Genomic DNA, 24,207 nt, shown 5'->3' on the forward strand with positions numbered 1-24,207 from the left:
CAGAAAAGAATATACGTATCGTATATTATAGGCTATTTTCTACGATCTTTGCCAATATCTGCACACCGTCGACGATCTGCTGGTCGGTGGGAGTGGAGTAATTGACCCGGAAGCTGTGGCAGGTTTCTTCCTCGTTTACGTAAAAGGCGTTGCCGGGGACCACGGCCACACCGGCCTTGACCGCCTCTTTACAGAAGGTGGGCATATCGATCTGCTCTGGCAGGGTGCACCAGATAAACAGGCCGCCCTGTGGCCTTTGGTAGGCGACCTTACCGCCCAGATAGGTGTCGAGCGCACTGCACATGACACCGGCTTTTTTGCGGTATACTTCCTGCAGCAGGGCGATGTGGTCGTGCACGTCCCAGCGGGTCAGGAACTCGGCGCAGATGATCTGGGCCAGCGAGTTGGAGTGTACGTCGGTGGTCTGCTTGGCCACCACCAGTTTGGCCATCAGGACGTCGTCGGCCACGGTGTAGCCCACCCGCAGGGCCGGGGCCAGCAGTTTGGAAAAGCTGCCCAGGTAGATGACGTCGCGGCCGGTCTCATCCAGCGACTTGATGGTGGACACTGGCTGGCCGCTGATGCGCAGATCGCCGTAGGGGTTATCTTCGAGCACCAGCACGCCGTAGCGGCGGCAGATCTCGAGAATGCCCTGACGCTTTGCCAGCGAGGTGATGATGCCGCTGGGATTTTGGAAAGTGGGGATGACGTAGAAAAAACGCGGGTTGTGGGACGAGCGGATAGCCTGCTCTAGACTGGCCAGATCGACGCCGTCGTCCTCCATTTCCACCCCCACCAAGTTGGCGTTATAAGAGCGGAAGGTGTTGAGCGCACCGAGGAAGGTGGGCTTTTCGACGAGGATGGTATCGCCTTCGTCGACCAGGCACTTGGTGACCAGATCGATGCCCTGCTGGGCGCCGGAGGTGACGAGCAGCGAGTTGTGGGAGAAATTGATGCCATAATCCTGCCCCAGCCATCGTACCAGCTCCTCCCGCAGCGGGGGATAGCCCTCGCTCACCGAGTACTGCAGACACTTGACCGGATCGACGGCTAAGGCGTCGGCGGTGATGGCGGCGATCTTTTCGGTGGGGAAGGTCTCGCTGGCGGGATTGCCCGCCGAGAACGAGATGACCGACGGGTCGGACGAGAGCTTTAAGATCTCGCGGATGACCGAGGGTTTCATGGTGGACATTTTTTGAGAAAATCGATAGTCCATGCCGATACTCCTTTCTGGCCCGTGCACCGACTGGCAGGACGGGCGCGGTTTGGGGACAGGCGGCACTTGGCCGCTTTATAATATTTACTATTTTAGCACAGATCCGGCCGCAAGAAAATAAGGAGCGGCCAGAAGCACACGGTTTTTGGCTAAATACTTGCCGTACAGCCCAAAATAAATTGAGTTTATCTGTAAAATATGCTAAACTATCTACCTAGAGAAGACCGCCCGGATCGGGGCGGCCGATTACGACAAAAGGTGGTAAAAAAATGAGCAGAGAAGTGAGGACGAGATTTGCCCCCAGCCCCACGGGCTATATGCATGTGGGCAACTTGAGGACGGCGCTGTACGCGTATTTGGTGGCTAAGGGCCAAGACGGCACCTTTATTTTGCGCATCGAGGACACCGATCAGCAGCGCCAGGTAGAGGGCGCCACCGACATCATTTACAATACCCTGCGCGAGACCGGCCTTTTGTGGGACGAGGGACCGGATATCGGCGGCCCGGTGGGGCCGTACATCCAGTCACAGCGTATGGGCATGTTTATCGACTACGCCAAAGAGCTGGTGGAAAAGGGAGAGGCCTACTACTGTTTTTGCGACAAGGAGCGGCTGGAGGAGGTAAAGACCATCCAGAAAGCCAGCGGCCAGCCCCCAAAATACGACGGCCACTGCCGGGACCTGAGCCCCGAAGAGGTGCAGGAAAAACTGGACGCGGGCATCCCCTGGGTGATCCGCCAGAAGATGCCCACCGAGGGCAAGACCTCTTTTCACGACGAGATCTACGGCGATATCGTGGTGGACAACTCGGTGCTCGACGACCAGATCCTCATCAAGGCTGACGGGATGCCCACCTATAACTTCGCCAACGTGGTGGACGACCACCTGATGGGCATCACCCATGTCATCCGCGGCAGCGAGTACCTGTCCTCGGCCCCCAAGTACAATTTGCTGTACCGGGCTTTTGGGTGGGAGGTTCCGGTGTACATCCACTGCCCGCCGGTGATGAAAGACGCCACCCACAAGCTCTCTAAGCGCAACGGCGACGCCTCGTTCCAAGACCTGGTGGCCAAGGGCTATCTAAAAGAGGCGGTGCTCAACTACATTGCCCTGCTGGGGTGGAGCCCCCGCGGCGAGCAGAGCGAGCAGGAGATCTTTACTCTGCCCGAGCTGGTGGAGTCGTTCTCGATCGAGGGCATCTCGAAATCGCCGGCCATTTTTGACATTCAAAAGCTGCGCTACATCAACAGTGAGTACCTGCGCCGTATGAGCCCGGAGGAGTTTTACCAGGTGGCACTGCCCTGGGTAAAACAGGGGGTACAGCGCGCGGATATCGATTTTAAGCTGCTGTGCCAGGTGCTGCAGGCCCGCACCGAGGTGCTGGGCGAGATCCCGGCGCAGCTGGACTTTATCGACCAGCTGCCGGCCTATGAAAACGACCTGTACACCCACAAGAAGATGAAGACCAACCCCGAGACGGCACTGGCGGCGCTGCAGGCGGCGCTGCCGGTACTGGAAGCGCTGGAGGATTTTTCGGCCGACAGCGTGCACGAGGCACTGTTTGGCCTGATCGGCCAGCTGGGGGTAAAGAACGGCTATATGCTGTGGCCGGTGCGGGTGGCGCTGACCGGCAAATCGTTTACACCCGGCGGCGGCATTGAGATGGCGGCCATTTTGGGCAAAGACGAGACCATCGCCCGCCTGAAAAAGGGTATCGCCCAGCTGGAAGCCCAGTAGATAGCGTACTTTTGTGAACTTATACGAGCACACCGCCCGATACCGGGCAGTGTGCTCGTTTGCTTATAAAAAACTGTTACCGGGCAGATAGCCGAGTTTTAGCGGCATTTTTGGTGGAGCCCGCCAATGGTCAAGCCCAGTGGCACTGCCGTACAATAGGGAGTAAGCAAGTGATACCGGGCCGCGATCGGCCCGACGACAGACGAGAAAATGAGGTGGAGTACTGTTGAAGAGGATACTCATCGATACCGATACCGGCTCGGATGACGCGATGGCCATCGTTATGGCGCTGCGGGACGAGCGTGTAAAAGTGGAGGCCATCACCACGGTGGCGGGCAATGTAGACCTGTGCTATGCCACCAAAAACGTGCTGCTCTCGATCGACTATGCCGGCACCTACGCCCCACCGGTGTACGAGGGGTGCAGCCACCCGATCGTGGAGAAGTCGCTGATACGGGCGCCCATGGCCCACGGGGTGAACGGCTTGGCGGACATGGATTTTGGCGAACCCAAAGGCAAGGTGCAAAAGGAGCACGCAGTGGATGCGCTGCTGCGCATTCTGCGCCACAGTGAGGACCAGGCGCTGGAGCTGGTGACTCTGGGCCCGCTGACCAATATTGCCGTGGCTATCATGCGGGCGCCGGAGCTGGTGAAAAAGCTGCGCCAGATCACCATTATGGGCGGCGCTTTTGCCGAGACCGGAGTGTTTACGGCGCCTATTGCCGAGTTTAATATAAAAGGCGATGTGGAGGCGGCCAATGTGGTGTGCGGCTGTGGGGTTCCGCTTTTGTTTGCGCCCATCAACGCCTGCCACGGCGAGGCCTTTATGACCGGCGAAGAGGTGGAGATGCTGCTGGCCACCGGCACCGAGCGGGCGCGGTTCTGCGTGCAGTCGAACACGCTGCTCATCGAGGGCAACAAGGAGCGCTTTGGCATGCGCGGCTTTGACCCGGCCGACCCGGTAGCTATGGCCTGCGCCACTGCGCCGGAGACCATTGGCGTAAAGGAGCGGGCTTTTGTGACCTTTGAGCAGGAGGGCGAGATCACCCGCGGTATGATGATCTTTGACACCAAGGGGCACTACGGCCAGGAGCCCAACGCCGAGATCGTCATCTCGATGGACGGGCCGGCGTACAAGAAATACTGTTACGAAAAGATCGTGTAGGGGAGGTTTTGCTGGTATGGACAAGAGGAAGATACTCATCGACACCGATACCGGCTCGGACGATGCGGTGGCCATGCTGCTGGCCCTGCGAGACCCGAGCGTAGAGGTGGTGGCGGTGACCACCGTGGCGGGCAATGTGCCGCTGGAACAGGCCACCAAGAACGCCCTGATCACCATCCACATGGCCGGCACCTATGCCCCGCCGGTGTATCAGGGACTGGCAAAGCCCATCTGCAGCCAGATGCAGCACGCCTTTGGCGCCCACGGCAAGGACGGCATGGGCGATATTGGACTGGTGCCGCCGGCGGACATGCAGCCAAAAACCGAGCACGCAGTGGACGCGCTGATGCGCATTCTGAAACAGCACCCCGCCGGTGAACTGGAGCTGGTGACGCTGGGGCCCACCTGCAACATCGGCACTCTGATCATGCGGGCGCCGGACCTGGTGAAAAAGCTGCGCCGGATCACCGTGATGGGGGGCGCCTGGATGGAGCCGGGTGATTACTGGGTACCGCCGGCCGAGAGCAACATCCGCAACGATGTGGAGAGCGCCAACTTGATATTGGGATGCGGCGTGCCGGTGGTGATGGTTCCCATCAACGTGTGCCGGGGCGACATTTTGACCACCGAAGAGGAGATCGAGATGCTGACCGCCTCGGGGCCGGTGGGCAAATTTTCAGTCGACTGCAACCGGACCCTCATCGGCTTTAACAAGCAGCGCTGGGGGCGGGCGGTGATCGACCCGGCCGACCCGGTGGCTATGGCGGTGGCACTGTGCCCCGACTGCGTGGAGGAGAAAAAAGACTGCGTGATGGAGTTTGAGACCCGGGGCAGATACACCCGCGGAGTGATGGTGTACGACTACTGGAACCGCGCGGGCAAGCCGATAAACGCTACTTTGATCACCAAGGTGAGCGAGCGGCGGTACAAAGATTACGCCTATAATCTACTGCGCGGTTAGGGTTTATACAGGGGCAAAAAGAGACACAGGACGGGCATTTATAATGGTGAACGGGCCGGGACGAACGTGTTCCCGGCCCGCTTTTGGCGCGGGGGCAGGCGCCGCCGGATGGGGAAAAAGGCCGCTGGGGGGAAGTTGGGGGAGGTTGGGGAAAGCTGAGGGAAACTGAGGGGAATAAAAAACAGAGCAGACAGGGGAAAAACCCTCTGTCTGCTCTGCTTTGGCCGGGGCCTGCTAGGGGCGGCCCCTCTTTTTAATTGTGAACAATCTGTAAAAAGCGTATGATATCGCCGCAAAACTGCCCAGTAGAGCCCAGATAGGGAGCAGTGGGCGGCGGTCGCCGGTGGCAGCACCCGGGGACTGCCCGGCAGCGCCGTTTGGATCGCCGCCCTGCGAGCTGCTGCCGGGCTGCTGCGTGTCGGCCGGACCGGAGGTGCTGCCCGATTTTTCCCAGCGGGCGTACAGGGTGATGTTTTGCTGTACGGTATCGCCGGCAAACTGCCAGGCGGTATGCGTATCGGGTTCCAGGTACCAGCCGGCGAAGATGTAGCCGGTGCGGTGCGGCGGATCGGGGGCGGGGATGTGCGCCCCCTGCCGGATACCGGTATAGGGGGAGACGCTGCTGCCGCCCTGTGCGTCGAAGGTGACGGTGAGCAGATCGCCGCCGCCGGGCTCATCGGTGTAGGCGATGGCATAGGTGGAGAAGCGGTCGCTGTTTATGGTGATGGTGTCGCTTTGGCTGTCGAGATCGGGCAGGATATCTACCTGGCCACCGTGTGCGCGGAGCATGACGTAACTGCGCCCGGGCGCCCGCAGCGACGGGGGGATGGTCACCGCGATCTGGATGGGGGAGGAAGTGGCGGTGATCGGCTCGGCGGCCTGACCGCCGACCTGCTTGAGGACCGAGATATCCATATACATGCCGATGGTGCGGCCTCCGGCCTGCGCGGGGTCGATCTGGCTGTCGGCGCTTTCGACCGGATCGATGACCAGTTTGAGGGTGATCTTGTTTATCGCCCCCTCTTTGAGCTGACGGGCCTCGTCTAAGGTGACGGTATCGGCCAGTTGATACAGCATCGGGGCATCGACCTCTGTAGCTACGTTGACGTGTTTTTGCATTTCTATCTGTATGCCGTCCAGCTGCGCCAACTGGCTGTTGAGCTGGTGGAGACTGTCGGGAGAGACCTTGCCTTTCTCGTCATCTTCCAGCAGCTCGTAGAGGATCTTGGCGGTGAGCACATCGTCGCTGTGTTGGGAGGCGCTATCTTCCGGCGGGGTGATGGCGCCGACCGCCGCCTCGACATCCTGCGCGACGAGGGGAGAAAAGGAGACCTGCAGGGCGTGCGCCGACTGGATATCGGCCAGTGTATAGCAGTCCTCGGCAGGGACGGGCCTACCGTCGAGCAGTACCTGCTCGACCTTATAACCGCTGTCGGGCGTGAACCGAAAGGAGAGGTCTTCGCCGCTGATGACGGCGGTATCGCCGGCGGGAGAGACGGTACCGTGCCCCCCTGTTACCGAGGCAGTTACCGTGTGGACAGTATCGAGGGACCAAACGGTCTTATCCTGACCGACAGCTTTTTTCAGACCGAGACCGTTTTCGAGATAGGAGAATGTTCCGCTGCTGCTGCCGGCGGTGACGCAGGTCTGCAGGGCGGCGGGGACGCCGGATATTTGCAGGGCGCTGTTTTCACTGACGGCGCCGCCGACATGCAGTACCTGGCCGGCTGAGAGCTGTAGGGTACCGCCGCCGATAAAGTTGCCGGATATGCTCTCGTCGAAAGCGGAGAGCACCAATGTGCCGCCGGTATCGACCTGCAAGTCGGCGGTGTTCCAAAGCAGGCGGTTATCGGCAGAGGTGTGGGTGAGCGTGGCACCGGGATACACGTGGACCTGGCTGATACGGCTCTCGTAGAGATAGCCCACCGCGGCGCTGGTAGGTGTGCTGCCGTCACCGACATATACAGACAGTCCATCGGTGAGCGAGGCGGTATCGACGCTGGTAACGCTGCTCAGCGAGGTATTGCCCAGCAGATACAGCGCTGCGCTTTTGGCTTTGGAATTGCTGTTGCCCGCCGGGTACACGGCGCCGATCACCTCGGCATTTTTGAGGCGTATATCCACATGACCCGCATGGGTATAGTTGGTGGCGGCGCTGTAGTAACCGGTGCCGTAGAGCTGTTTGACGGCAGAGTTTTCGAGCGCGACGGCAGTGTTGCCGTCGACTTCGACATGGCCGCTGCCCACGCCCCAACCGCCGCCGAGCAGATAGGCGCCGCCCAGGTCACAGTTTTTGACCTGGAGCAAAACAGAGCCGTGTACGCGGGCGCTGGCCGAAGCGTCGTTGACGGCATAACCGCCGCCAAAAGTCCAGTTGGATATCTGCGCGTTGTGATCGAGCAGCAGGTCTACCGCCCCCACATCGGCATTGGCCCCGGCGGCGTTGGCCTGCCCGCCGCCGTACAGATATTTATTATACGTGGCGGTGAGGTCTTTCAGCGTGAGCGAGGCAGCGCCGGTGACCCGGGCACTGCCGGCGGCCCCGGCATAACCGCCAGCATAGATGACCTGGTTGGGGAGGACCCCGCTGAATGTGAGGGAGGTATCGCCATAAACGGTGGTGTCGCTATCGGCGATATAGGTGCGCCCAGCCCCCACTACAGAGCCGCTGAAGGCGGCGGTGCCGCCCCCCTGAAAGACGGTGTTGACCGCCCCCGGCGCAGTGCTGCTGCCCACGGTGGCGACAGCGCTGCCGGTGCCGGTGACCCGGCCGGCGGGAGTAAAGTAAGAGCAGGAAAAGTTGCCGCCCAGCATGTTGGTGACCGAGCCGGCCACCGCGGCGCTGCAGCCTGCGTTCTCGGCGTCGCCGCCGCCGATATACTGCTGCGAGATGCTGGCGCCGCTGCCGATGGTGGTAGAGACGCCGCCCTGTACCTCGGCCGTGGTGCCGGCTATTTTGGCCAGGCCGGCGGCAAAGAACCAGTCGTCGCAGTGAAAGTCGTCGCCGATGGTGGTGGCGATATCGCCTTTTACGTCGGCGTGACTGCCGCTGGGGTCGTAGCTGGAGCCGGAGCGGTAGCGGGGATTGCCGCCGCCGATGAACTGGCCGCTGGCGGGGGAGATGCGCCGGCAGGACACGCCGCTGCCGATATGGATGGCGACGCTGCCCACATCGGCGCTGGCGGCACTTTTGATGTTGCAGTTGACCACCCCGCCGCCGATCAGGCCGCCGATGACGGCGCCGTCACCGACGGTGATGGAGACCTGGCCCGCCACCTCGCAGCGGCTGCCGAAACAGGAGCCGCCGCCGATGATGGCGTTATTGAGCGATATGCCCGGGGCGACGGTGATCTGCACCGCACCCAGCACGTCGGAGCGGCAGATGTTCATGCCGTCCTGGGCGTACAGTGAGCCGTCGTTATCGCCGCCGCCGACGATACAGCGGTCGGTGGTGGACTCGGTATTGGCAGAGATATCGGCGTTTACCTGGATATCGACGCCGCCCACCTCGGCGATGGCGGCAATAGGGGCGGTATTGCCGGAACCCATGCCGATCTTGGTGTAGCCGCCGCCGACGATGTAGTCGCCGTCGTAGAAGTCGCTGCTCTGGCTGAGCGCAGTGTCGACGGTGATGTGGGCGGTGCCGATGACGCTGGCCACCGAGCGGGTATCGCGGTCGGTCTCGTCGGCATAGTAGTTGTAGGCGTAGCCGCCGCCATAGACCTTTTTGAGCAGCCTGGAACCGGCGTGAAAGGTGGTGTTGGTATTACCCTGTACGTTGGCGGTGGCGCCGTAATAGGCCTGTCCGCCGCCGACGACCGAGATGACGTCGCCGTAGATGTCGACGTGGGTGCTGCCGCTGACATTGGCTACGGCGCCGATACCTTCGGCGTCGCCGCCGCCGTAGACAGAAAAGAAGTTGCCGTTAGAGGATGCGGCGTTGGTGCTTTGCACGGTGACCTGGGTGGAGCCGTTTACACTGCCGTTGTCGCCGCCGCCGTAGATGGTGGTGCGGTTGTAGGCTTTGGCGGCGCCGTTATAAGTGATACTGGTAGAGCCGCAGTCGGCACCGTGAGAGCCGCCGTAGATGGTGGCCCCCACGCTGACCGGCCCGTCGACGATAAAGGGGATGCCGTTGGCGTAGATCTTGGCCTCTTCGCCCACTGCGCCCCACAGCACGACGGGGGTATCGTCGGTGGCCCCGTCTTTGGTGGTGGTGAGCGTAAAGGAGGTGATCCCCTTATCGGTGGGCAGATCGATAAAGGTGGTGGGGCCGCCGCTGAACTGATTGATATTGACCCGCAGATCGGTAGGATTGAGGATGAGGGTCACGTCGCCGGCGGGCGCATCGGCACTGTAGGGGGCCAGCTGCTGCGTGAGCACCTTTTGCACGTTGAGCTTGGAGACGGCGCTGCCCTCGATGACAATGACGACATTGGCCGCCTGCCGGGCCACGGCGGCGGGGGGCGTATCGATCTGCAGCTCGACACAGGGCAGGTCGGCCGGGGACAGCGCGGGGTCCAGGGTATAGTGGGCGCTGTCCCAGCGGGGGGAAAAGGTGTAGTGTGCCAGATCGGTGGCGGCATAGTCGCTGTCGCAGCACCAGGTGACCGGGGTCGAGACCGGCTCCTGACTGCCGTCGAGATAGACCGGCAGCACATCGGGCAGCCCCAGCTGCTGAGCGGGGACTTTGCCGCCCAGGTGGAGGGTGGTGAGCGGGGAGGGGCCGGGGAAGCCGGTGATGACCTGGGTCTCTGCCGCGGCATCGGTGGCGGCCGGGCAGCCGGGCTGATGGGAAGCGGCGGTACACTGTTCAGTGTGTGTGCAGCCGGCGGTCGTGGCCGGCGGTGTATCCTCGGCTGAGACGGGCAGCCAGGCAGAGGCAACAAGGCCGATGGCGGTGACCAGAGACAGCAGCCGCCGCTTGTATTGGGTGATCATAATGCTCCTCCTGTGTGTGTACCAGATCGTAGACAGAGAGTAACAGGGGGATATATAATGAAAAAAGATGTATTTGGGGTGTTTTTTGCGCCAAAATACAGAAAAATGCCGAAAAAATCGCAGTCACACATAGTCTACATTTTTGGTCAAGTAAATTCAAAAATGTGACCAAATCGGCAGAAGATAGTGACTGCTCTTTATAAATAATATAAAAAAAGACCTCAGAGCTGACGGGTTGGGTGGCGAGAACTGGGGGAGATGTGACTGATCGGCCAGTTGGCGGCACTGGCGACACCGCTTATACGGTGGCAAATGAGCGCTGCCGCCGGTGGCGGGTGCTGGGCCCGTCGACAGGTACCGATGACATGGGAGCCGCGGCGGGGTGGGGCGGCGCCGGAGCGTGTGAGCGGGTGCTGGGCCGCCGGCATAAAAAAGAGACCCGGCACCGAAGAGCCGGATCTCTTTTTTTGGCGCCGGCAGCCGGCGCATTTATGAGAGCAGTATGGGAGCAGGCGGACAGTTACGTGCGCACGATGCGGTAGTACACCTTGGCGGTTAGGCCGTAGATGAGCGCGTACAGCAGACCAAAGGCCAGGAAGGTGCCCACGGTGCACAGGGCGAACAGCCCGACATCGGTGAGGCTGAAGACGGCCAGCAGGCGGGTGATGACCGGAAAGGCAAAGGCGATGTGTATGCCGGCGGTGATGAGCGGCAGGAAAAACACGGTCATGATCTGGGAGTGTATGGAGCGGCGCACCTCGCTGTGGCTCATGCCCACCTGCTGCATGATGACGAAGCGCTCGCGGTCGTCGTACCCCTCGGACACCTGCTTATAGTAGATGATGAGGATGGCGGCCACGGTAAAGAGCAGCCCCAGGAACACGCCGATAAAGAACAGCCCGCCGTACAGAGAGACAAAGCTCTGTTTGGCCTCGGACCGGCATTCCAGCGCGCCCTCGAACTCCCGCTCGTGCAGAGTGGTCTGCAGATCTTCGTAGAAGGCGATCTTCTGCTGCGGGGAACCGGTGAGATCGAAGCCCCAGTAGAGTTTGATATCGGAGGCGTTTTCGCCGTAGGCGGCTTTTTGCCAGCTGTCGAGCTGCTGGATGACCGACAGGTCTTTGACCACCAGAAAGTGACTGCTGGCGATGTTGGCAGCCATAAAGCCGTTGCCGGGGAAGTCGTCGACGCGCTGCTTTACGGTGAAGGTGGTGTCGAACACCCGCAGTGTGTCGTGGGGGTAGGACTCGCGGTTGGAATAGAGCAGTACCTCCCCGTCTTCCAGGCTCTGGTGCTGGCCGGTGACCCGGTTGTAGTCTTCCAGGGTGACAAAAAAGAGGTTGCGCAGGCTGTTCATGCTGCTGAGCATTTTGGCCGAGGAGGTGTCGGCACCACCGGTGGTGAACGTGTCCCCCTGCTCCAGCAGCGAAAAGGTGAGATAGGTGTACTCGAAGGCGTTATTGCTCTGCAGGCCGTGGCTGTCCAGCACCTGCTGGGCGTCGCGGTGCAGGTCGCTGACTGCCTGCTGGCTGTAGTCGCGGCTGGAGATGAGCAATTCGCGGGGGTAGCGGGTGTCGAGGATGCCCTGCATGCCCATCCACATGGAGAGTGTGGAGGAGACCATGACCAGCACGGCGGTGGAGAGGATACAGATATTGGCCAGCCCCACCGCGTTTTGCTTCATGCGGTAGAGCATGCCGGAGACGCTGGTGAAGTGTTTGGAGGTGTAGTAAAAGCGCTTGTTTTTGCGCATGGATTTGAGCAGGGCGATGCTGCCGGCGGTAAAGAGCAGGTAGGTGCCGATGATGACCAGCAGCACCGCCACGAAGAACAGGCCCATGGCGGCGACGGGGTTTTTGGTGGTGACCGAAATATAGTAGCCGGCCCCCAGCGAGATGGCCCCCAGCACGGCCATGATCCAGCGGGTCTTGGGCTCGCGCTCGCCGACGTTGCCGCTGTGCAGCAGCTCGATGGGGCTGGAGACGCGGATCTGCCGCAGGGTGTTTAAAAAGATGAGCAGGAAGATGGCGCCGAAGAGCGCCAGCGTCATGAACACCGCGGACAGCGAGGGCGAAAAGCCCAGAGGGATAGCGGTCTCGAACATTTTGAGCAGGACCAAAAACAGCAGTTTTTCCAGCAGTACGCCCAGGCCCAGGCCCAGTGCCAGGCTGATGACGGCCACGTACAGCGTTTCGAGGGCGATGACTTTGGCCAGGTGCTTTTTCTCCATACCGAGGATGTTAAAGAGGCCGAACTCTTTTTTGCGGCGCTTGATGAGAAAGCTGTTGGTATAAAACAGGAAGATAGCCGAGAAGATGGCGGTGACCCACCCGCCCAGCGACAGCGTGTAGCGCAGCACATCGGAGCCGAGCATTTTGTCGAGGCCGGGATTTTGCGACAGCGAGGTGATCATGTAGTACATGGACACGGTGAAGGTGCAGGTGAGCAAGAAGGGCAGGTAGGTGCGCCGGTTCTTTTGGATATTGGTGGCCGCCAGCCGGGAATAAAACAGCTTAGTCACGGCGGTCACCACCTGTCGCGATCACGGTGAGCGTGTCGGAGATCTTCTCGAACATCTGCCGCGAGGTGTTTTCGCCCCGGTACAGCTGGTGGAACACCTGCCCGTCTTTGATGAACAGCACCCGGCCGGCGTGGCTGGCGGCTTTGGTGGAGTGGGTGACCATGAGGATGGTCTGGCCGGCGCGATTTATCTGCCCGAACAGGTCGAGCAGGCTGTCGGCGGCGCGGGAATCCAGCGCGCCGGTGGGCTCGTCGGCCAGCACCAGCTGGGGGCTGGTGATAAGTGCCCGGCAGACTGCCGCCCGCTGTTTTTGGCCGCCCGAGACCTCGTAGGGGTATTTGTGCAGGATACCGGCGATGCCCAGCTGGGCAGCCAGCGGCTGCAGCCGGCGGGCCATCTCGCCGTAGCGCTTGCCGGCCAGCACCAGCGGCAGAAAGATGTTATCTTGCAGGGAGAAGGTGTCGAGCAGATTAAAGTCTTGAAACACAAAGCCCAGATTGTCGCGGCGGAAGGCGGCGATCTCGCGCTCGGAGATGCCGCTCAGGTCGCGGCCGCCCAGCAGTACGGTGCCGCCGCTGGGCTTATCCAGCGCGGCTAAGATGTTGAGCAGGGTGGTCTTGCCGGAGCCCGACTCGCCCATGATGGCCACGTATTCGCCCTGATCGACCGAGAAGGACACGTCGCTGAGGGCCTGGACGCGGCTGCCGCCGAAGCGGGTGGTATATACTTTTTTGAGACCTCGTACCTCTAATACGGACATCGTCTGATACCTCCTATATGTTGTTGGCGATACCCAGTATAACAGGTCGGGCGGCGGCGCTGCCATCGATTTGCCTTACAGCCGGACGCCGTTTCTTACAGTTTTGCAAGGTGCTGTTCACTCCACCTCCAGTGGGGGACGCCCCAGGCCCAGGATGACCCGGGTGCCGGCGCCGGGGGAGGACTCGATGCGCATGGTGTGGCCCAGAGAGTCCAGAATGCGCCGACAGAGGTACAGGCCCAGCCCGGTGGAGCGCTTATACAGGCGGCCGCTGTGGCCGGTATACCCCTTTTCGCAGATGCGGGGGAGGTCGGCGGGGTCGATGCCGATACCGGTGTCGGCGATGACGAGCTCATCGCCATTTTGCACCGCGATGCTGATCTGGCCGCTGGGGGTGTATTTGACGGCGTTGGAGAGCAGCTGTTCGATGACCAGCACCAGCCACTTCTCGTCGGTGAGCACCGAGATATCGAGCGCGCCCAGCTGCAGCGACAGTTTTTGCCGGATGAACAGCGGGGCGTATTTGCGCACCGCCTGGTGCACCAGGTCTTTGAGCGAACAGGTGGTGAGCAGATAGTCGCTGGCGTCGCGGCCCAGGCGCAGGTAGGAGAGCACCAGCTCGGCGTATTGCTCGATCTTAAACAGCTCGGCCGCCAGCGCCTTGGTGGCGGGGGTATCGGGCTGGGCCTGCAGCAGCAGGTGCATGGCGGCGATGGGGGTCTTGATCTGGTGTACCCACAGCGAGTAGTAGTCGACCTGCTCCTGCCGCTCGCTGGCGGCGTGGGTCTCGGCCTGCAGCAGCAGGTGATGCAGCCTGCCGATGAGCGCCTGGTAGTCGCGGCTGATGAGGTCGCGGGAGACGGGCAGCTGCTCGGTGCCGTAGGGCAGCTGTGCCAGCAGAGAGACGAGCGCTAAATGGCGGTGGTAGTAGCGGTAAAAGTCGACCGCGCCGCAGACCAGCAGCAGTGCGGCGCAGAGCGCACAGGCGTAGAGCACCGCCTCGACCTGCAGCCGGTACAGCGAGAATACGGCGGCGAACAGCAGCCCGCAGGCGGCCATGAGACAGAGGTAGCGCAGCTTTTCTTTCAGGTAGCAAGACAGGGCCGGCCAGAACAGCTTTTGTTTCATACCGCCATGTACCCCATGCCTTTTTTGGTCTGTATCAGGTCATGTACCCCGATCTCGGCCAGCTTTTTGCGCAGGCGGGCGACGTTTACCGACAGCGTGTTCTCGTCGACGAAGGCGTCGCTCTCCCACAGGCGGGCCATGAGCGTCTCGCGGCTGACCAAGCTGCCACCGTGCTCGAGCAGGGTGGCCAGGATGCGATTTTCGTTTTTGGAGAGCTCGATGGATCGGTCGCCGCAGGTGACGATGCAGTCGCCGGTATCGAGCAGCACCCCGCCGTAGCCGATGAGATCGGTCTGACCGGCATAGTCGTAGGTGCGGCGCAGCAGCGCCTGGATCTTGGCCATGAGCACCGACAGATCGAACGGCTTGGCGACAAAGTCGTCGCCGCCGGCGCTGACGGCCATGACGATGTTCATGTTCTCGCTGGCTGAGGAGATGAAGATGATGGGCACTTTGGAGACCTTGCGGATCTCCTCACACCAGTGGTAGCCGTTAAAAAAGGGCAGCGAGATATCCAGCAGCACCAGCTGGGGCGAGAACTGTACGAATTCGGTGAGCACCTGGCGGAAATCGCCGACGCAGTGGGCGGTGAAGCCCCAGCTCTGGATGTGCTGCACGATGGCGGCGGCGATGGTGGCGTCATCCTCGACGACGAGTATCTTATACATAGTGGACCCTCCTGTTGGGGCGGATGGGTGAGCGGTGGCAGGACAGAAAAGAGCGGCGCGGCGGAGCAGCCGACCCGAATAGACGGGGGAACTGGTGGGGGACCGCCGGCAACTGTTTTTAGTATAGCCCAACCGGGGGCGGGGAAGCAAATCACCGCCGTATTTAGAAAGCGGTGTGACAGCGGCCGGTACCGGTGGTACAATGGGAAAAACGGGATGAGCCGCATACCGGGCAAGCGGGCCGATATACAAAAGGGCCTGGACCGATCACCGGCGCCCCGGCGGATGCGGGGCGACAGCGGCACAGACCGCACAGGGGGAATAAACATGAAGGGGAGACGGTTTGTAGCCGGTGTGCTGCTGGTGCTGCTGGCGGCGATCTTATTGACGGCGTGCGGCGGTGATACCGTGATAGAGCTGGAGCTGACAAAGGATTACAGCGATACAGAACCGATGGTGAATGAGAAGCTGTTTTACCTGCCCGGTGAAATAGAGGAGCTGCCGCTGAAAGTGGCGTTTGAGATGAGCGGAGAGAGCTGTCTGGTGGAGATAGCAGATAACGAGAGCGGCCGGGTGTTTTGGCACGAGAGCTGGCGGGGAGAGGTGGAGCGGGAGACCCGGGACGTGGCGCTGCGCGGCCTTGAGAGAGAAAGAGAGTATGTGGTGCGGATCACGGGGACCGGGGTAGACCGCGCGGCGGTCGCGCTGACCGCACATGGGGGACGTATAAAAGAGCGGGAGAGGCCGCGCCGGGAGACACGCACACGCGCCGCCGCAAAGGTGCGGGGCGGACCGGCACCCAGACAGGGCATGAAAAAACACGGGGGACGACCGCAGTCGTCCCCCGTGTTTTTTATACTGTACGCCGCGGGCGGCAGGCAGCGCCCACAGACCGCGGCACACTGCTCGCGATACAGCTATTTTTTTAAAGACGCGGCCATCTGGCGCACCACATCTTCGAAAGTGCCGCCAAAGAGCTCCATCGAGGCGCCGAACATCAGGTTGAGCGGGGCCTCGAAATTCTCGACGTTCATGCCGTTTATGTCGCGGAAACCGCCGGGCTCGCCGCTGTTGGGGATGCGCTCGATCATGGGGCGCACATCGTCCATATAGGCAAACATTTTTTTGCCCAGGCTGTTGGCCATGCCGCACTCGAACGCCACGTCGCTGTTGGGCTCGTAGCCGTGGTAGTCGCTGAGATCGGCCAGAATGATATCGCAGTTGCGCACGTGCTGCTGGTAGCGGTCGAACAGGTTGTAGGCTCTGGCGTAGACATCGTCGGTAGCCAGGTCCTCGACGCCGGGGGCCAGATCGCTGGGGGCGATGGCGTCGAAGCCGTAGCGGTCGAGCACCTCTTTCATGGCCGCGTACTTTTCGGCGGCCTGATCGCTGTAGCGCTCCAGCGTGGCCAGGTAGACGATGGGGCGGCCAGAGCGGGGGATGGTCTGGTCGGGAATGGCGATCTCGGCTTTCAGGTGCATGGCTTTGCGCTTGGACTCCTCCTCGATGTCGAGCATGTACACCTTGAGCGCGTCGCTGAAGCTGCCCTCGACGATCTTGCAGGCACCCACCAGGCAGGCCGAGAAGGGGAGCTTTAAGTCGGGCAGCTGGCGGCCGTCGAGATCGAGCAGAGTATCGCCCACATAGCGGCCGCTCTGGTACTTGACGCCGATGGGGCGCTTGTCGCGGGTGTAGCCGTAGCACTTGAGGCCGCGGCCATAGGCCATGCCCACCTCGTAGATGGTGCCGCCGTCGGGCTCGGCGCCGCGGTAGGTCTCGAAATTGGCGATGATGCCGGTCGAGGCCTTGATGCTGTCGTAGCAGTTTTTAAAGATGGCCGCCGACAGGCTCTTTTTGTCGTCGGGGTCGAAATCCAGTTTGGCATCGTTGGGCAGCGAGACGCCGAAGCCATAGTAGATAGCCTCTTTTTTCCAGGAGTCCCACAGCTCGTTGCCCCGCTCGTAAAAGCAGGCTGGGCCGGCGATGTAGATATTTTCGTCTTTGATCATGATTTGTCCTCCTCGGTACGGCACCCAGAGGCGCCTTTACATAAAATATGGGGATCGCGCGGTGCATGATGCTCTCTTCTATAAAAGAGCACACCTAAAAGAAAAGACACGGAGATGCAGCGGCCCGGCACAGCGGCGCCGACTGTAAAAAATGGGCATGGCGGGACATAAGTCACGGCAGGCCGGCACCATAGGTGCGGCGCGGGGCAGCTGTTTTTTCTATCATAGCACAAAGCCCGGCCCGCTGAAAAGAAACTGAATACACAAAACACCGCCGCAAATCCTGTCTCTTTTCCCCACAATTTTGCGGCGATTGGCAGTGGGGGACAAAACCCGCCGGCTCGTCCTGTTTTTTCTACCGCAAGCTGCAAGTTGCGCCACCGGTCAAGTGACAAACTTCTTGTGGTGGGGCCTGTACAATGCAGATATCCAATATTTTACAGTTTGCCCCTATAGCATATGCGTGTCTGCCCCGCGGCAGAACACTGCCGGGCAAAAAATCAGGAGAGGTGATCTAGGCGTGGGTATTCATTTTAAAGGGTCGGGCTCGGCGGGCTCTGCAGCTGCCGGCGGTGTGCGCACAGCGCCGGGGCGGGCAAAAAAGCGCGGGGGTCTGGCGCGGTTTTTAAAGGACTACAGCTACCTGCTGTCGCAGCTGGCGGTATTTGGGGTATCGGTGCTGGTATCGTCGGCCTCGATCTTAGGGGAACTCAGCCCGTTTGGTATTGCGCTGGCGGCGGCTATGCCCACCACCCACCTGCTGTGGTGCGTGACCGGGGTGGTCAGTGGCTATGTGTTCTTAAATGCCATCGACGTGGGGCTGCTCTACACGGCGGCGGTGCTCATTACAGTGGCGTTTCGCTGGGTGCTGGCGCACAGAGAAGAGGCCAGTGCCCGCTGGCCGGGGGTGATATCGGCCGGGTTTGGCGTGGTGCTCTCGCGGCTGGCGCTGTCGGGGGCCATGGGCCTGACGGGGCTGAACCTGGCGGTGATCGCCAGCGAAGGCATGTTGGCCATGGGCATGTGCTACTTTTTTACCATCACCATCGAGGCCTTTCAAAAACAGAAATCGATCCGCAGTTTTTCGAACCTGCAGCTGGCCAGCCTGCTCATCTGCCTGTCGGTGGGGCTCATCTCGCTGAGCGCAGTGCAGGTGCTGGGGCTGTCGCTGGGGCGGGTGACGGCGGCGGTGCTGACCATTACCGCCGCCTACCTGGGAAAAGAGGCCTACGGGTCGGTCACCGGGGTGCTGACGGCGCTGGCGGTGTCGCTGGCGGCGCCGGAGATGCTGCTGTTTATGGGCGCCTATCCGCTGGGGGGGCTGGTATCCGGCCTGTTTTCGCGGCAGAGCAAGGTGCTGGGCAGCGTGGCTTACGGGGTGTGCTGCACCATGATGGCGACCCTGCTGCCACAGCAGTCGGTGGCGCCGGCCTTTATCATCGAGTGGTTTTTGGGCTGCGCGCTGTTTTTGCTCATCCCCTCGAAGCTGTTGGGGGCGCTGCCGCTGGGGCAGGGAGCCGACAGCATGGTAAAGAGCGAGCGGGTCAAAAAGATCGTGGGCTACAAACTGCGCGCCACCGCCGGTGGACTGGAGACCATCTCGCACAAGATCCAGACCCTGTACAAGCGGCTGGATGAGCTGCAGACGACAGACCCATCCTGCGTGTACCACGCGGCGGCCGACCAGGTGTGCAAAAATTGCGGCCTGTGCCCCTACTGCTGGGACCAGAACTACTCGGAGACCAGCGACTGTTTGGGTAAAGGCGTGCAGCAGCTGCAGGCCACCGGCCGGCTCAACGGCACCGACCTGCCGCTCTATTTTGCCAAGCGGTGTATTCGCCTGGGATCGCTGGTGGACGCCATGACCGACCAGTTTGCCCAGTACCAGAACAACCAGGCGGTGGTGCGTAAGCTCTCGTACGTAAAAGGCGGCGTCATCGGCCAGATGGAGAGCCTGTCAAAGCTCTTGTACAATGTGTCCGAACAGGTGGACGCGCTGGAGGACGTGGACATGCAGTCGTCCAAGCAGATCTACCAGCTGCTAATGGACATGGGCTTTGCCCCGCTGGATGTGCTGTGCACCACCTCGGAGGTAAAGGGGGCCAAGATCGAGCTGAAGCTGGACTGTGATATCACCGAAAAGCAGCGCGCCTATATCGGCAGTGAGCTGTCGGAGTACTGCGACCGCAACTTTGACAGTGGGGTGTGCCGACAGGACGGCGAGGCCACACTGCTGTGCTACAGCGAGCTGCCGCCCATGGTGCTCAAAAAAGGCAGCTGTCAGATCGCCGCCGGACGCGGCCACTGCGGCGACAGCTTTGAGGTGTTTGGCGGTGAGGACGGCTACAGCTACTGCATACTATCTGACGGGATGGGGACCGGCGACTTTGCCGCCATCGACTCGACCATGACCTGCAATGTGGTGTCGACGGTGCTGAAGGCGGGGTTTGACGTGGACGGCTCGATCGACCTGATCAACAGTGCGCTGGCAGTGAAGACCGGCGACGAGACCATCTCCACCATCGATCTACTGCGCTTTGACTGCTTTACCGGCGACTGCCTGCTAGTAAAGGGCGGCAGCCCCAATACCTATGTGCTGCGCGGCGGCAAGGTGCTGCGGCTGGGCAAACCGTCTTTGCCCATCGGCATCTTGCAGTCGGTGACGCTGGACAAGAGCCAGGTGCGGCTGCGGGTGGGCGACGTTTTGCTGATGGTCAGCGATGGGGCGGTGGGCGAGGACGAGACCTTCATCAGCCGCCAGCTGGCACTGCTGCGGGACAAAGAGCCCCAGGAGATCGCCACCGCCATCTGCGAGCTGGCCCGGCACAGCATCGGCTCGAAAGACGATATCACCGCTATCTGCTTTAAGGTGGAAAAAGGCGCCTAGCAGATGGCTGACTGACATACAGGGCTGCTGTGACAAATAGGGCAGCCACCATTTTTCTATTGCTCTCCCTCCTATTTTTTCTCCCTGCTGGGGCGCCGGACGAATGTGTTCGGCGCTCTTTTATTGGCCTAAAATGTGTTGACGGGCAGGACCGGCCGTGTGTAGATTGTGTATAGGAGGGTGAAGAGGACGTTTTGGGCAGGGAGGTGCACTTTATGGGGGAGCAAACACTGATACGCGGCCTCAAAAAGAAAAAGACGGCGGCACTGCGGCAGCTGATCTTGCAGTATAGCGGGTACGTCTATACCATCGTGCAGGGGATATTGGGCGGAGTGATGGCCCGGGAGGATATTGAGGAGGTGGTGAGCGACGTGTTTTTGGCTGTTTGGCAAAGCGGCGAACAGCTGAGCGAGGCGTTTGCGACCATAAAACCCTATGTGGCTGCCACCGCCCGCAACATGGCCAGAAATAAGCTGCGCCAGCTGCGGCCCGATGGCAAGCTGGAATACGATGTGATCGATCTAAAGGCACAAAAACAGCTGGATGACACAGAGGTGCGACAGGTGTTGCTGGAAGCTCTAGACCAGATGCAGCCCGTAGACCGGGAGATATTTGCACGGCACTACTATTTGTGCCAGACTGTGCAGGAGATCGGGGCCGCGATAGATATGAACCCGTCTACGGTAAAAAACCACCTGGTGGCCGGCCGCAGACAGCTGGAGACGATCTTGCGCGAGAGGGGGTATACGCGGTGAAGCAATATATCAGTGACTGGATGGGACTGCTGCTTCCCGAGGAGCTATCGCTGCCGGGTCAAACAGACCTGCCGCAGGCAGATGTCGCCGCGCGGGTATTGAGGCAGGTGGCCCGTACCCGGGTGTACCGCACCACGCGTCAAAAGGCGCTGCGCCGGGCGGTGTGTATCGCCGCACTGCTGTGCGCGCTGGTGGCGACGGTAGCCGCCTCGGCGATATTTGGCTGGGATCAGCGGCTGCTGGACTTTTTGGGCATTACACCGCCGTGGCAGGAAAAACTGACCGATGCCGGCCAGCAGGTGGAAAGATCGGTCACCAGAGACGGTGTTACCGTAGAGGTCAAGCAGGTCGTGGGCGACGAGAATACCGCCTACGTGCTGTGTCAGGTGACTTTTTTAGAAGAGATGCCGCAAAAGCCGCCATATCTGCAGTTTGCCGACCGCAGGATCGAGTTTGCGGTGACGGGCCCCGCGGAGACACAACAGGTAGAGCTGCTCACAGATGAGGACCCGGAAGACAATGTGTATGCGTACCTGTTTTGCCTGCAGAGCGACGAATCGATGCGGGGCCATAAGATGGTGCTGACGTTGGGGGACCTGGGTTACTTTAACCCGGAAACGCTAAAGACAGAATATATGGAGCAAATAGGCAGGGATGATTTTATTATATGGAAAGAGGGACCGTGGGAGATCGCCTGGAACATGGATTACCAAAATGAGAAGAAGTCGCTGGCGGTGGATGAGGTCTGTGCGATCGGACAGGGGCGGGCGCTGGTAAAACAGCTGCAGATATCGAACCTGTCGATGGAGGTGACGCTGGTCAGTGACCGGTACCCGGATATGGCGCCCCAGCTGTCGGAAGAGGAGGTGTACTCGGCGCCGATCACCGTGGCTATGAGAGATGGGACCGTACTGGAGCAGTACCGCGGCCTGGAAGTGGGACAGTATCAAAATGTACGCCGCCTGCAGTATCAGTGCCGCTTTGAGCGGCCGGTGGAGTTTGCGGACATCGAATATGTGCGGGTGGGAGACCTTGAAATACCACTGGGAGAATAGCGGGTCAGTGTGAACATAGGAGACGATATGATAGACAGAGCGGGAGGGCCGCCGGCGAGTGTCGGCAGCCCTCCCGCTCTGTTTATAGAAAATCGTCGAAATGGGCGACCGTTTGGGTTAGACTGGTGTATAGAGAGGTGAGGAGAAGAAAAAGGGGGGAGCGAAGTGGAGGAGCGGCGATTGCTGCAGGAGCTGCGCGCGCAGCGGCGGGGCGCTCTAGAGCAGATGGTGCGCTGCTACAGCGGATATGTGTACACGATCGTGCGGGCGGTACTGGGGGAAGCGGTGACCCGGCAGGACACCGAAGAGGTGGTGGCCGACGTGTTTACAGCTGTGTGGAAGAAGGCGGCGGCGCTGTCGCCGGAGGGAAGTTTGCGGGGCTATTTGGCGGCGACGGCCCGCAATATGGCTAAAAACCGGCTGCGGGTGCGGGGAGGCGAGCTGCCGCTACACGTGGACGTGGCCCAGGACGCCCGTGCCGGGCCGGAGCAGGAGGCCGAGCGACAGGAACAGGCGCAGCTGGTGCGGCAGTTGCTGGCTCAGCTGCCCGAGCGGGACCGGGAGATATTTGTGCGGCACTACTACCTGGGGCAAACACTGGCGGCTATCGCCCAGGTGCTGTGTATGCCGCTGTCTACCGTGAAGAGCAGACTGGCGCGCGGCCGCAAGCGGCTGTTGCGACAGCTGCAGGAGAGGGGGATCAGTGATGAATACCTGGCATGAATGGCTGCAGGTACTGCCGCCGGAGGAGCTGCTACAACAGCTGACGCCGGAGCGGGCCGACACCGGACGCATCCTGGACTTGGTGCGCCGCAAGAGCGGCAGGTACAAGCGGTATCTGCCCCGCCGAGTGATCGCGCTGACGGCGGCGCTGGCAGTGCTGGCCTGTACGGCAGTGGCGGCGGTGGTATTTGAATGGGACCAGAAGTTGCTGGCGTTTTTACAGCCGAGCCAAACGCAGCAGGAGCAGCTGCAGCCGGCGGGCCAGCAGGTGGATAGAAAGGTGACCCAAAACGGGGTGACGGTAGAAGTAGACCAGGTGGTGGGGGACAGCTACAGCGCCTACGCGCTGTGCCGTATCCGGTACCCCCAGAAGTACCAAAATGTAAGTCGACTGAGCTTTTCGCAGCTTGATATGCGCATCGATATGGTCGGCTACAGCGGGGGCGGCGGCCTGGATCGGATAGAAATAGACCCGCAGAGCAAAGAGGCTGTCTGCCTGCTGCGCATGAGCCACGACCAGCCGATACGGGGGCAAAAAGTGACCCTATCTATAGAGGATATCACGCTGACCATGACCGACCCCGAGACCGGTGAAGTGACAGAGATAAAGACCATACTGGGCAGGTGGCAGCTGGACTGGACACTGCACTATCAGGACGTTGCAGACGGCGTGCAAAAACTGGATCTGCCGGGCCAGATAGAGGGCCATCCGGTGTATATCGAGGATTTTTACTACTCGGACTTTATGGTGCGGGCCACGCTGCGGGACGGGAAATATACCGAGATGCATCCACAGGTGCCCGATGGCTCTTATGTGGACGCCATAAAAGTGACCATGAAGGATGGGCGGGTGCTGCAGCCGCGCCGGGACTACCTGGACAGTACGGTGATCTATGGCGGGAGGTGTGCGCAGATTACGGTGCTCTTTACCGAGATGATCGAGCCGGGTCAGATCGCCAGCATAGAGATCGCCGGCCAGCAGATGCCGCTCTCGTAGCCGGCAGATAAAAAAGAGCGGGGAGCCTCCACGGGCTCCCCGCTCTTGCCGGTTTTGCAGGGTATATACTATATGTGGCCCAACGCCTGGAGCAGGCCCTGACAGCCGGCGGTGACGTCGCGATAGGTGGGGGCGAAATCGCCGGTATACCAGGGGTCGGCAATATCGCCGGGGGAACGGGTATAGCAGAGCAGCAGATGGACCTTGTTTTGGATGTCGGGGCCCACGATGCGGCGGATGCCGGAGAGATTTTTTTGCTCCATGGCGATGAGCAGATCGTAGCGGCTGTAGTCTTGCCGCTGCAGCTGACGGGCGCGGTGGGCGGGGACGGGGATGCCGTGTTGGGCCAGTATGCGGCGGGTGCCGGGGTGCACGGGGTTGCCCAGCTCCTCGCGGCTGACGGCGCAGGAGTCGATAGTGAAGTCGCCGGACAGGCCGCGCTCGTTTACCATGTGCTGCAGTACGAACTGGGCCATGGGCGAGCGGCAGATGTTGCCGTGGCAAATAAATAGTATCTTAATCATAATTTTATATTCCTTCATAAGCCTTCAAATGCCTGTAATTACTGGATTTCTGGCGTTTTCTTAATTTTTTGTTTTTGCTCCTCTCTACGCATATCTACATAAATCTGCGTAAATTACCGGGCAAATGGTGTAGTAATATTGAATTATTCTACTCTAACGCC

The 24,207-nt window shown here is 60.8% G+C and carries 16 protein-coding genes and 1 pseudogene; 9 read left to right on the forward strand and 8 right to left on the reverse strand.

Annotation, left to right across the window (positions count from 1 at the left end):
* Nucleotides 1-25 precede the first annotated feature (25 nt).
* Entirely contained in the window at nt 26-1,216 is a 1,191-nt protein-coding gene (locus C6Y32_RS00900) for an aminotransferase-like domain-containing protein (protein ID WP_105203280.1), read from the reverse strand.
* A 269-nt stretch (nt 1,217-1,485) separates the two neighbouring features.
* On the opposite strand from C6Y32_RS00900, the gene gltX reads away from it, so the two are divergent.
* The 3 genes from gltX (at nt 1,486) to C6Y32_RS00915 (ending at nt 5,078) form a co-directional block, all read left to right on the forward strand.
* Nucleotides 1,486-2,952: a glutamate--tRNA ligase gene (gene gltX, locus C6Y32_RS00905; protein ID WP_105203281.1), complete on the forward strand. Its 1,467-nt coding sequence runs from the start codon at nt 1,486-1,488 to the stop codon at nt 2,950-2,952.
* A gap of 226 nt (nt 2,953-3,178) precedes the next feature.
* Nucleotides 3,179-4,117, forward strand: coding sequence for a nucleoside hydrolase (locus C6Y32_RS00910; protein WP_105203282.1), 939 nt, complete (start codon nt 3,179-3,181; stop codon nt 4,115-4,117).
* A gap of 16 nt (nt 4,118-4,133) precedes the next feature.
* The gene (locus C6Y32_RS00915) at nt 4,134-5,078 is read left to right on the forward strand and encodes a nucleoside hydrolase (RefSeq protein ID WP_105203283.1); all 945 of its coding nucleotides are present in this window, start codon (nt 4,134-4,136) and stop codon (nt 5,076-5,078) included.
* A 234-nt stretch (nt 5,079-5,312) separates the two neighbouring features.
* On the opposite strand, the gene C6Y32_RS00920 is transcribed toward C6Y32_RS00915, so the two are convergent.
* From C6Y32_RS00920 to C6Y32_RS00940, 5 genes are all read right to left on the reverse strand, one after another.
* The gene (locus C6Y32_RS00920) at nt 5,313-10,019 is read right to left on the reverse strand and encodes an InlB B-repeat-containing protein (RefSeq protein WP_105203284.1); all 4,707 of its coding nucleotides are present in this window, start codon (nt 10,017-10,019) and stop codon (nt 5,313-5,315) included.
* A 520-nt stretch (nt 10,020-10,539) separates the two neighbouring features.
* Nucleotides 10,540-12,540: an FtsX-like permease family protein gene (locus C6Y32_RS00925; protein ID WP_105203285.1), complete on the reverse strand. Its 2,001-nt coding sequence runs from the start codon at nt 12,538-12,540 to the stop codon at nt 10,540-10,542.
* The gene (locus C6Y32_RS00930; RefSeq protein WP_105203286.1) at nt 12,533-13,300 is read right to left on the reverse strand and encodes an ABC transporter ATP-binding protein; all 768 of its coding nucleotides are present in this window, start codon (nt 13,298-13,300) and stop codon (nt 12,533-12,535) included. Before C6Y32_RS00930 ends, C6Y32_RS00925 begins: the two co-directional genes overlap by 8 nt.
* 117 nt (nt 13,301-13,417) lie before the next feature.
* Complete coding sequence (locus C6Y32_RS00935) at nt 13,418-14,428, reverse strand: sensor histidine kinase (RefSeq protein WP_207204794.1); 1,011 nt, start codon at nt 14,426-14,428, stop codon at nt 13,418-13,420.
* Nucleotides 14,425-15,096 carry a response regulator transcription factor gene (locus C6Y32_RS00940; RefSeq protein WP_105203287.1) on the reverse strand — a complete coding sequence of 224 codons (672 nt, stop codon included), beginning with the start codon at nt 15,094-15,096 and terminating at the stop codon, nt 14,425-14,427. The genes C6Y32_RS00935 and C6Y32_RS00940 overlap by 4 nt, the downstream gene beginning before the upstream one ends.
* Before the next feature lie 327 nt (nt 15,097-15,423).
* On the opposite strand from C6Y32_RS00940, the pseudogene C6Y32_RS15830 reads away from it, so the two are divergent.
* Nucleotides 15,424-15,831 (forward strand): annotated as a pseudogene (locus C6Y32_RS15830) (DUF4624 family lipoprotein); the annotation flags it as partial.
* A gap of 182 nt (nt 15,832-16,013) precedes the next feature.
* Here C6Y32_RS15830 and C6Y32_RS00945 read toward each other — a convergent pair.
* Nucleotides 16,014-17,105: a nucleoside 2-deoxyribosyltransferase gene (locus C6Y32_RS00945; RefSeq protein ID WP_105203288.1), complete on the reverse strand. Its 1,092-nt coding sequence runs from the start codon at nt 17,103-17,105 to the stop codon at nt 16,014-16,016.
* A 520-nt stretch (nt 17,106-17,625) separates the two neighbouring features.
* On the opposite strand from C6Y32_RS00945, the gene C6Y32_RS00950 reads away from it, so the two are divergent.
* The 5 genes from C6Y32_RS00950 (at nt 17,626) to C6Y32_RS00970 (ending at nt 23,522) form a co-directional block, all read left to right on the forward strand.
* A complete protein-coding gene (locus C6Y32_RS00950) occupies nt 17,626-19,992 on the forward strand; it encodes a SpoIIE family protein phosphatase (RefSeq protein ID WP_105203289.1) in 2,367 nt (788 codons plus the stop codon).
* Nucleotides 19,993-20,207: 215 nt separating this feature from the next.
* Nucleotides 20,208-20,747 carry a sigma-70 family RNA polymerase sigma factor gene (locus C6Y32_RS00955; protein ID WP_129589355.1) on the forward strand — a complete coding sequence of 180 codons (540 nt, stop codon included), beginning with the start codon at nt 20,208-20,210 and terminating at the stop codon, nt 20,745-20,747.
* Nucleotides 20,744-21,802 carry a DUF4179 domain-containing protein gene (locus tag C6Y32_RS00960; protein ID WP_105203291.1) on the forward strand — a complete coding sequence of 353 codons (1,059 nt, stop codon included), beginning with the start codon at nt 20,744-20,746 and terminating at the stop codon, nt 21,800-21,802. The genes C6Y32_RS00955 and C6Y32_RS00960 overlap by 4 nt, the downstream gene beginning before the upstream one ends.
* Before the next feature lie 165 nt (nt 21,803-21,967).
* Nucleotides 21,968-22,525 carry an RNA polymerase sigma factor gene (locus C6Y32_RS00965; protein WP_129589356.1) on the forward strand — a complete coding sequence of 186 codons (558 nt, stop codon included), beginning with the start codon at nt 21,968-21,970 and terminating at the stop codon, nt 22,523-22,525.
* Entirely contained in the window at nt 22,509-23,522 is a 1,014-nt protein-coding gene (locus C6Y32_RS00970) for a DUF4179 domain-containing protein (protein WP_105203293.1), read from the forward strand. The genes C6Y32_RS00965 and C6Y32_RS00970 overlap by 17 nt, the downstream gene beginning before the upstream one ends.
* Nucleotides 23,523-23,590: 68 nt before the next feature.
* Here C6Y32_RS00970 and C6Y32_RS00975 read toward each other — a convergent pair whose 3' ends face one another.
* Nucleotides 23,591-24,046 (reverse strand): low molecular weight protein-tyrosine-phosphatase, encoded by a 456-nt coding sequence (locus C6Y32_RS00975; RefSeq protein WP_105203294.1) that lies wholly within the window; start codon nt 24,044-24,046, stop codon nt 23,591-23,593.
* Nucleotides 24,047-24,207: the final 161 nt, after the last annotated feature.

The organism is Neobittarella massiliensis (ex Bilen et al. 2018), from assembly GCF_900289145.1.
Taxonomy (GTDB): Bacteria; Bacillota; Clostridia; order Oscillospirales; family Ruminococcaceae; genus Neobittarella; species Neobittarella massiliensis.

Coding starts and splice junctions, on each gene's coding strand:
- C6Y32_RS00900 (WP_105203280.1), bottom strand. CDS start 1,216: ATGGACTATCGATTTTCTCAAAAAATGTCCACCATGAAACCCTCGGTC.
- gltX (WP_105203281.1), top strand. CDS start 1,486: ATGAGCAGAGAAGTGAGGACGAGATTTGCCCCCAGCCCCACGGGCTAT.
- C6Y32_RS00915 (WP_105203283.1), top strand. CDS start 4,134: ATGGACAAGAGGAAGATACTCATCGACACCGATACCGGCTCGGACGAT.
- C6Y32_RS00920 (WP_105203284.1), bottom strand. CDS start 10,019: ATGATCACCCAATACAAGCGGCGGCTGCTGTCTCTGGTCACCGCCATC.
- C6Y32_RS00930 (WP_105203286.1), bottom strand. CDS start 13,300: ATGTCCGTATTAGAGGTACGAGGTCTCAAAAAAGTATATACCACCCGC.
- C6Y32_RS00935 (WP_207204794.1), bottom strand. CDS start 14,428: ATGAAACAAAAGCTGTTCTGGCCGGCCCTGTCTTGCTACCTGAAAGAA.
- C6Y32_RS00940 (WP_105203287.1), bottom strand. CDS start 15,096: ATGTATAAGATACTCGTCGTCGAGGATGACGCCACCATCGCCGCCGCC.
- C6Y32_RS00945 (WP_105203288.1), bottom strand. CDS start 17,105: ATGATCAAAGACGAAAATATCTACATCGCCGGCCCAGCCTGCTTTTAC.
- C6Y32_RS00955 (WP_129589355.1), top strand. CDS start 20,208: ATGGGGGAGCAAACACTGATACGCGGCCTCAAAAAGAAAAAGACGGCG.
- C6Y32_RS00970 (WP_105203293.1), top strand. CDS start 22,509: ATGAATACCTGGCATGAATGGCTGCAGGTACTGCCGCCGGAGGAGCTG.
- C6Y32_RS00975 (WP_105203294.1), bottom strand. CDS start 24,046: ATGATTAAGATACTATTTATTTGCCACGGCAACATCTGCCGCTCGCCC.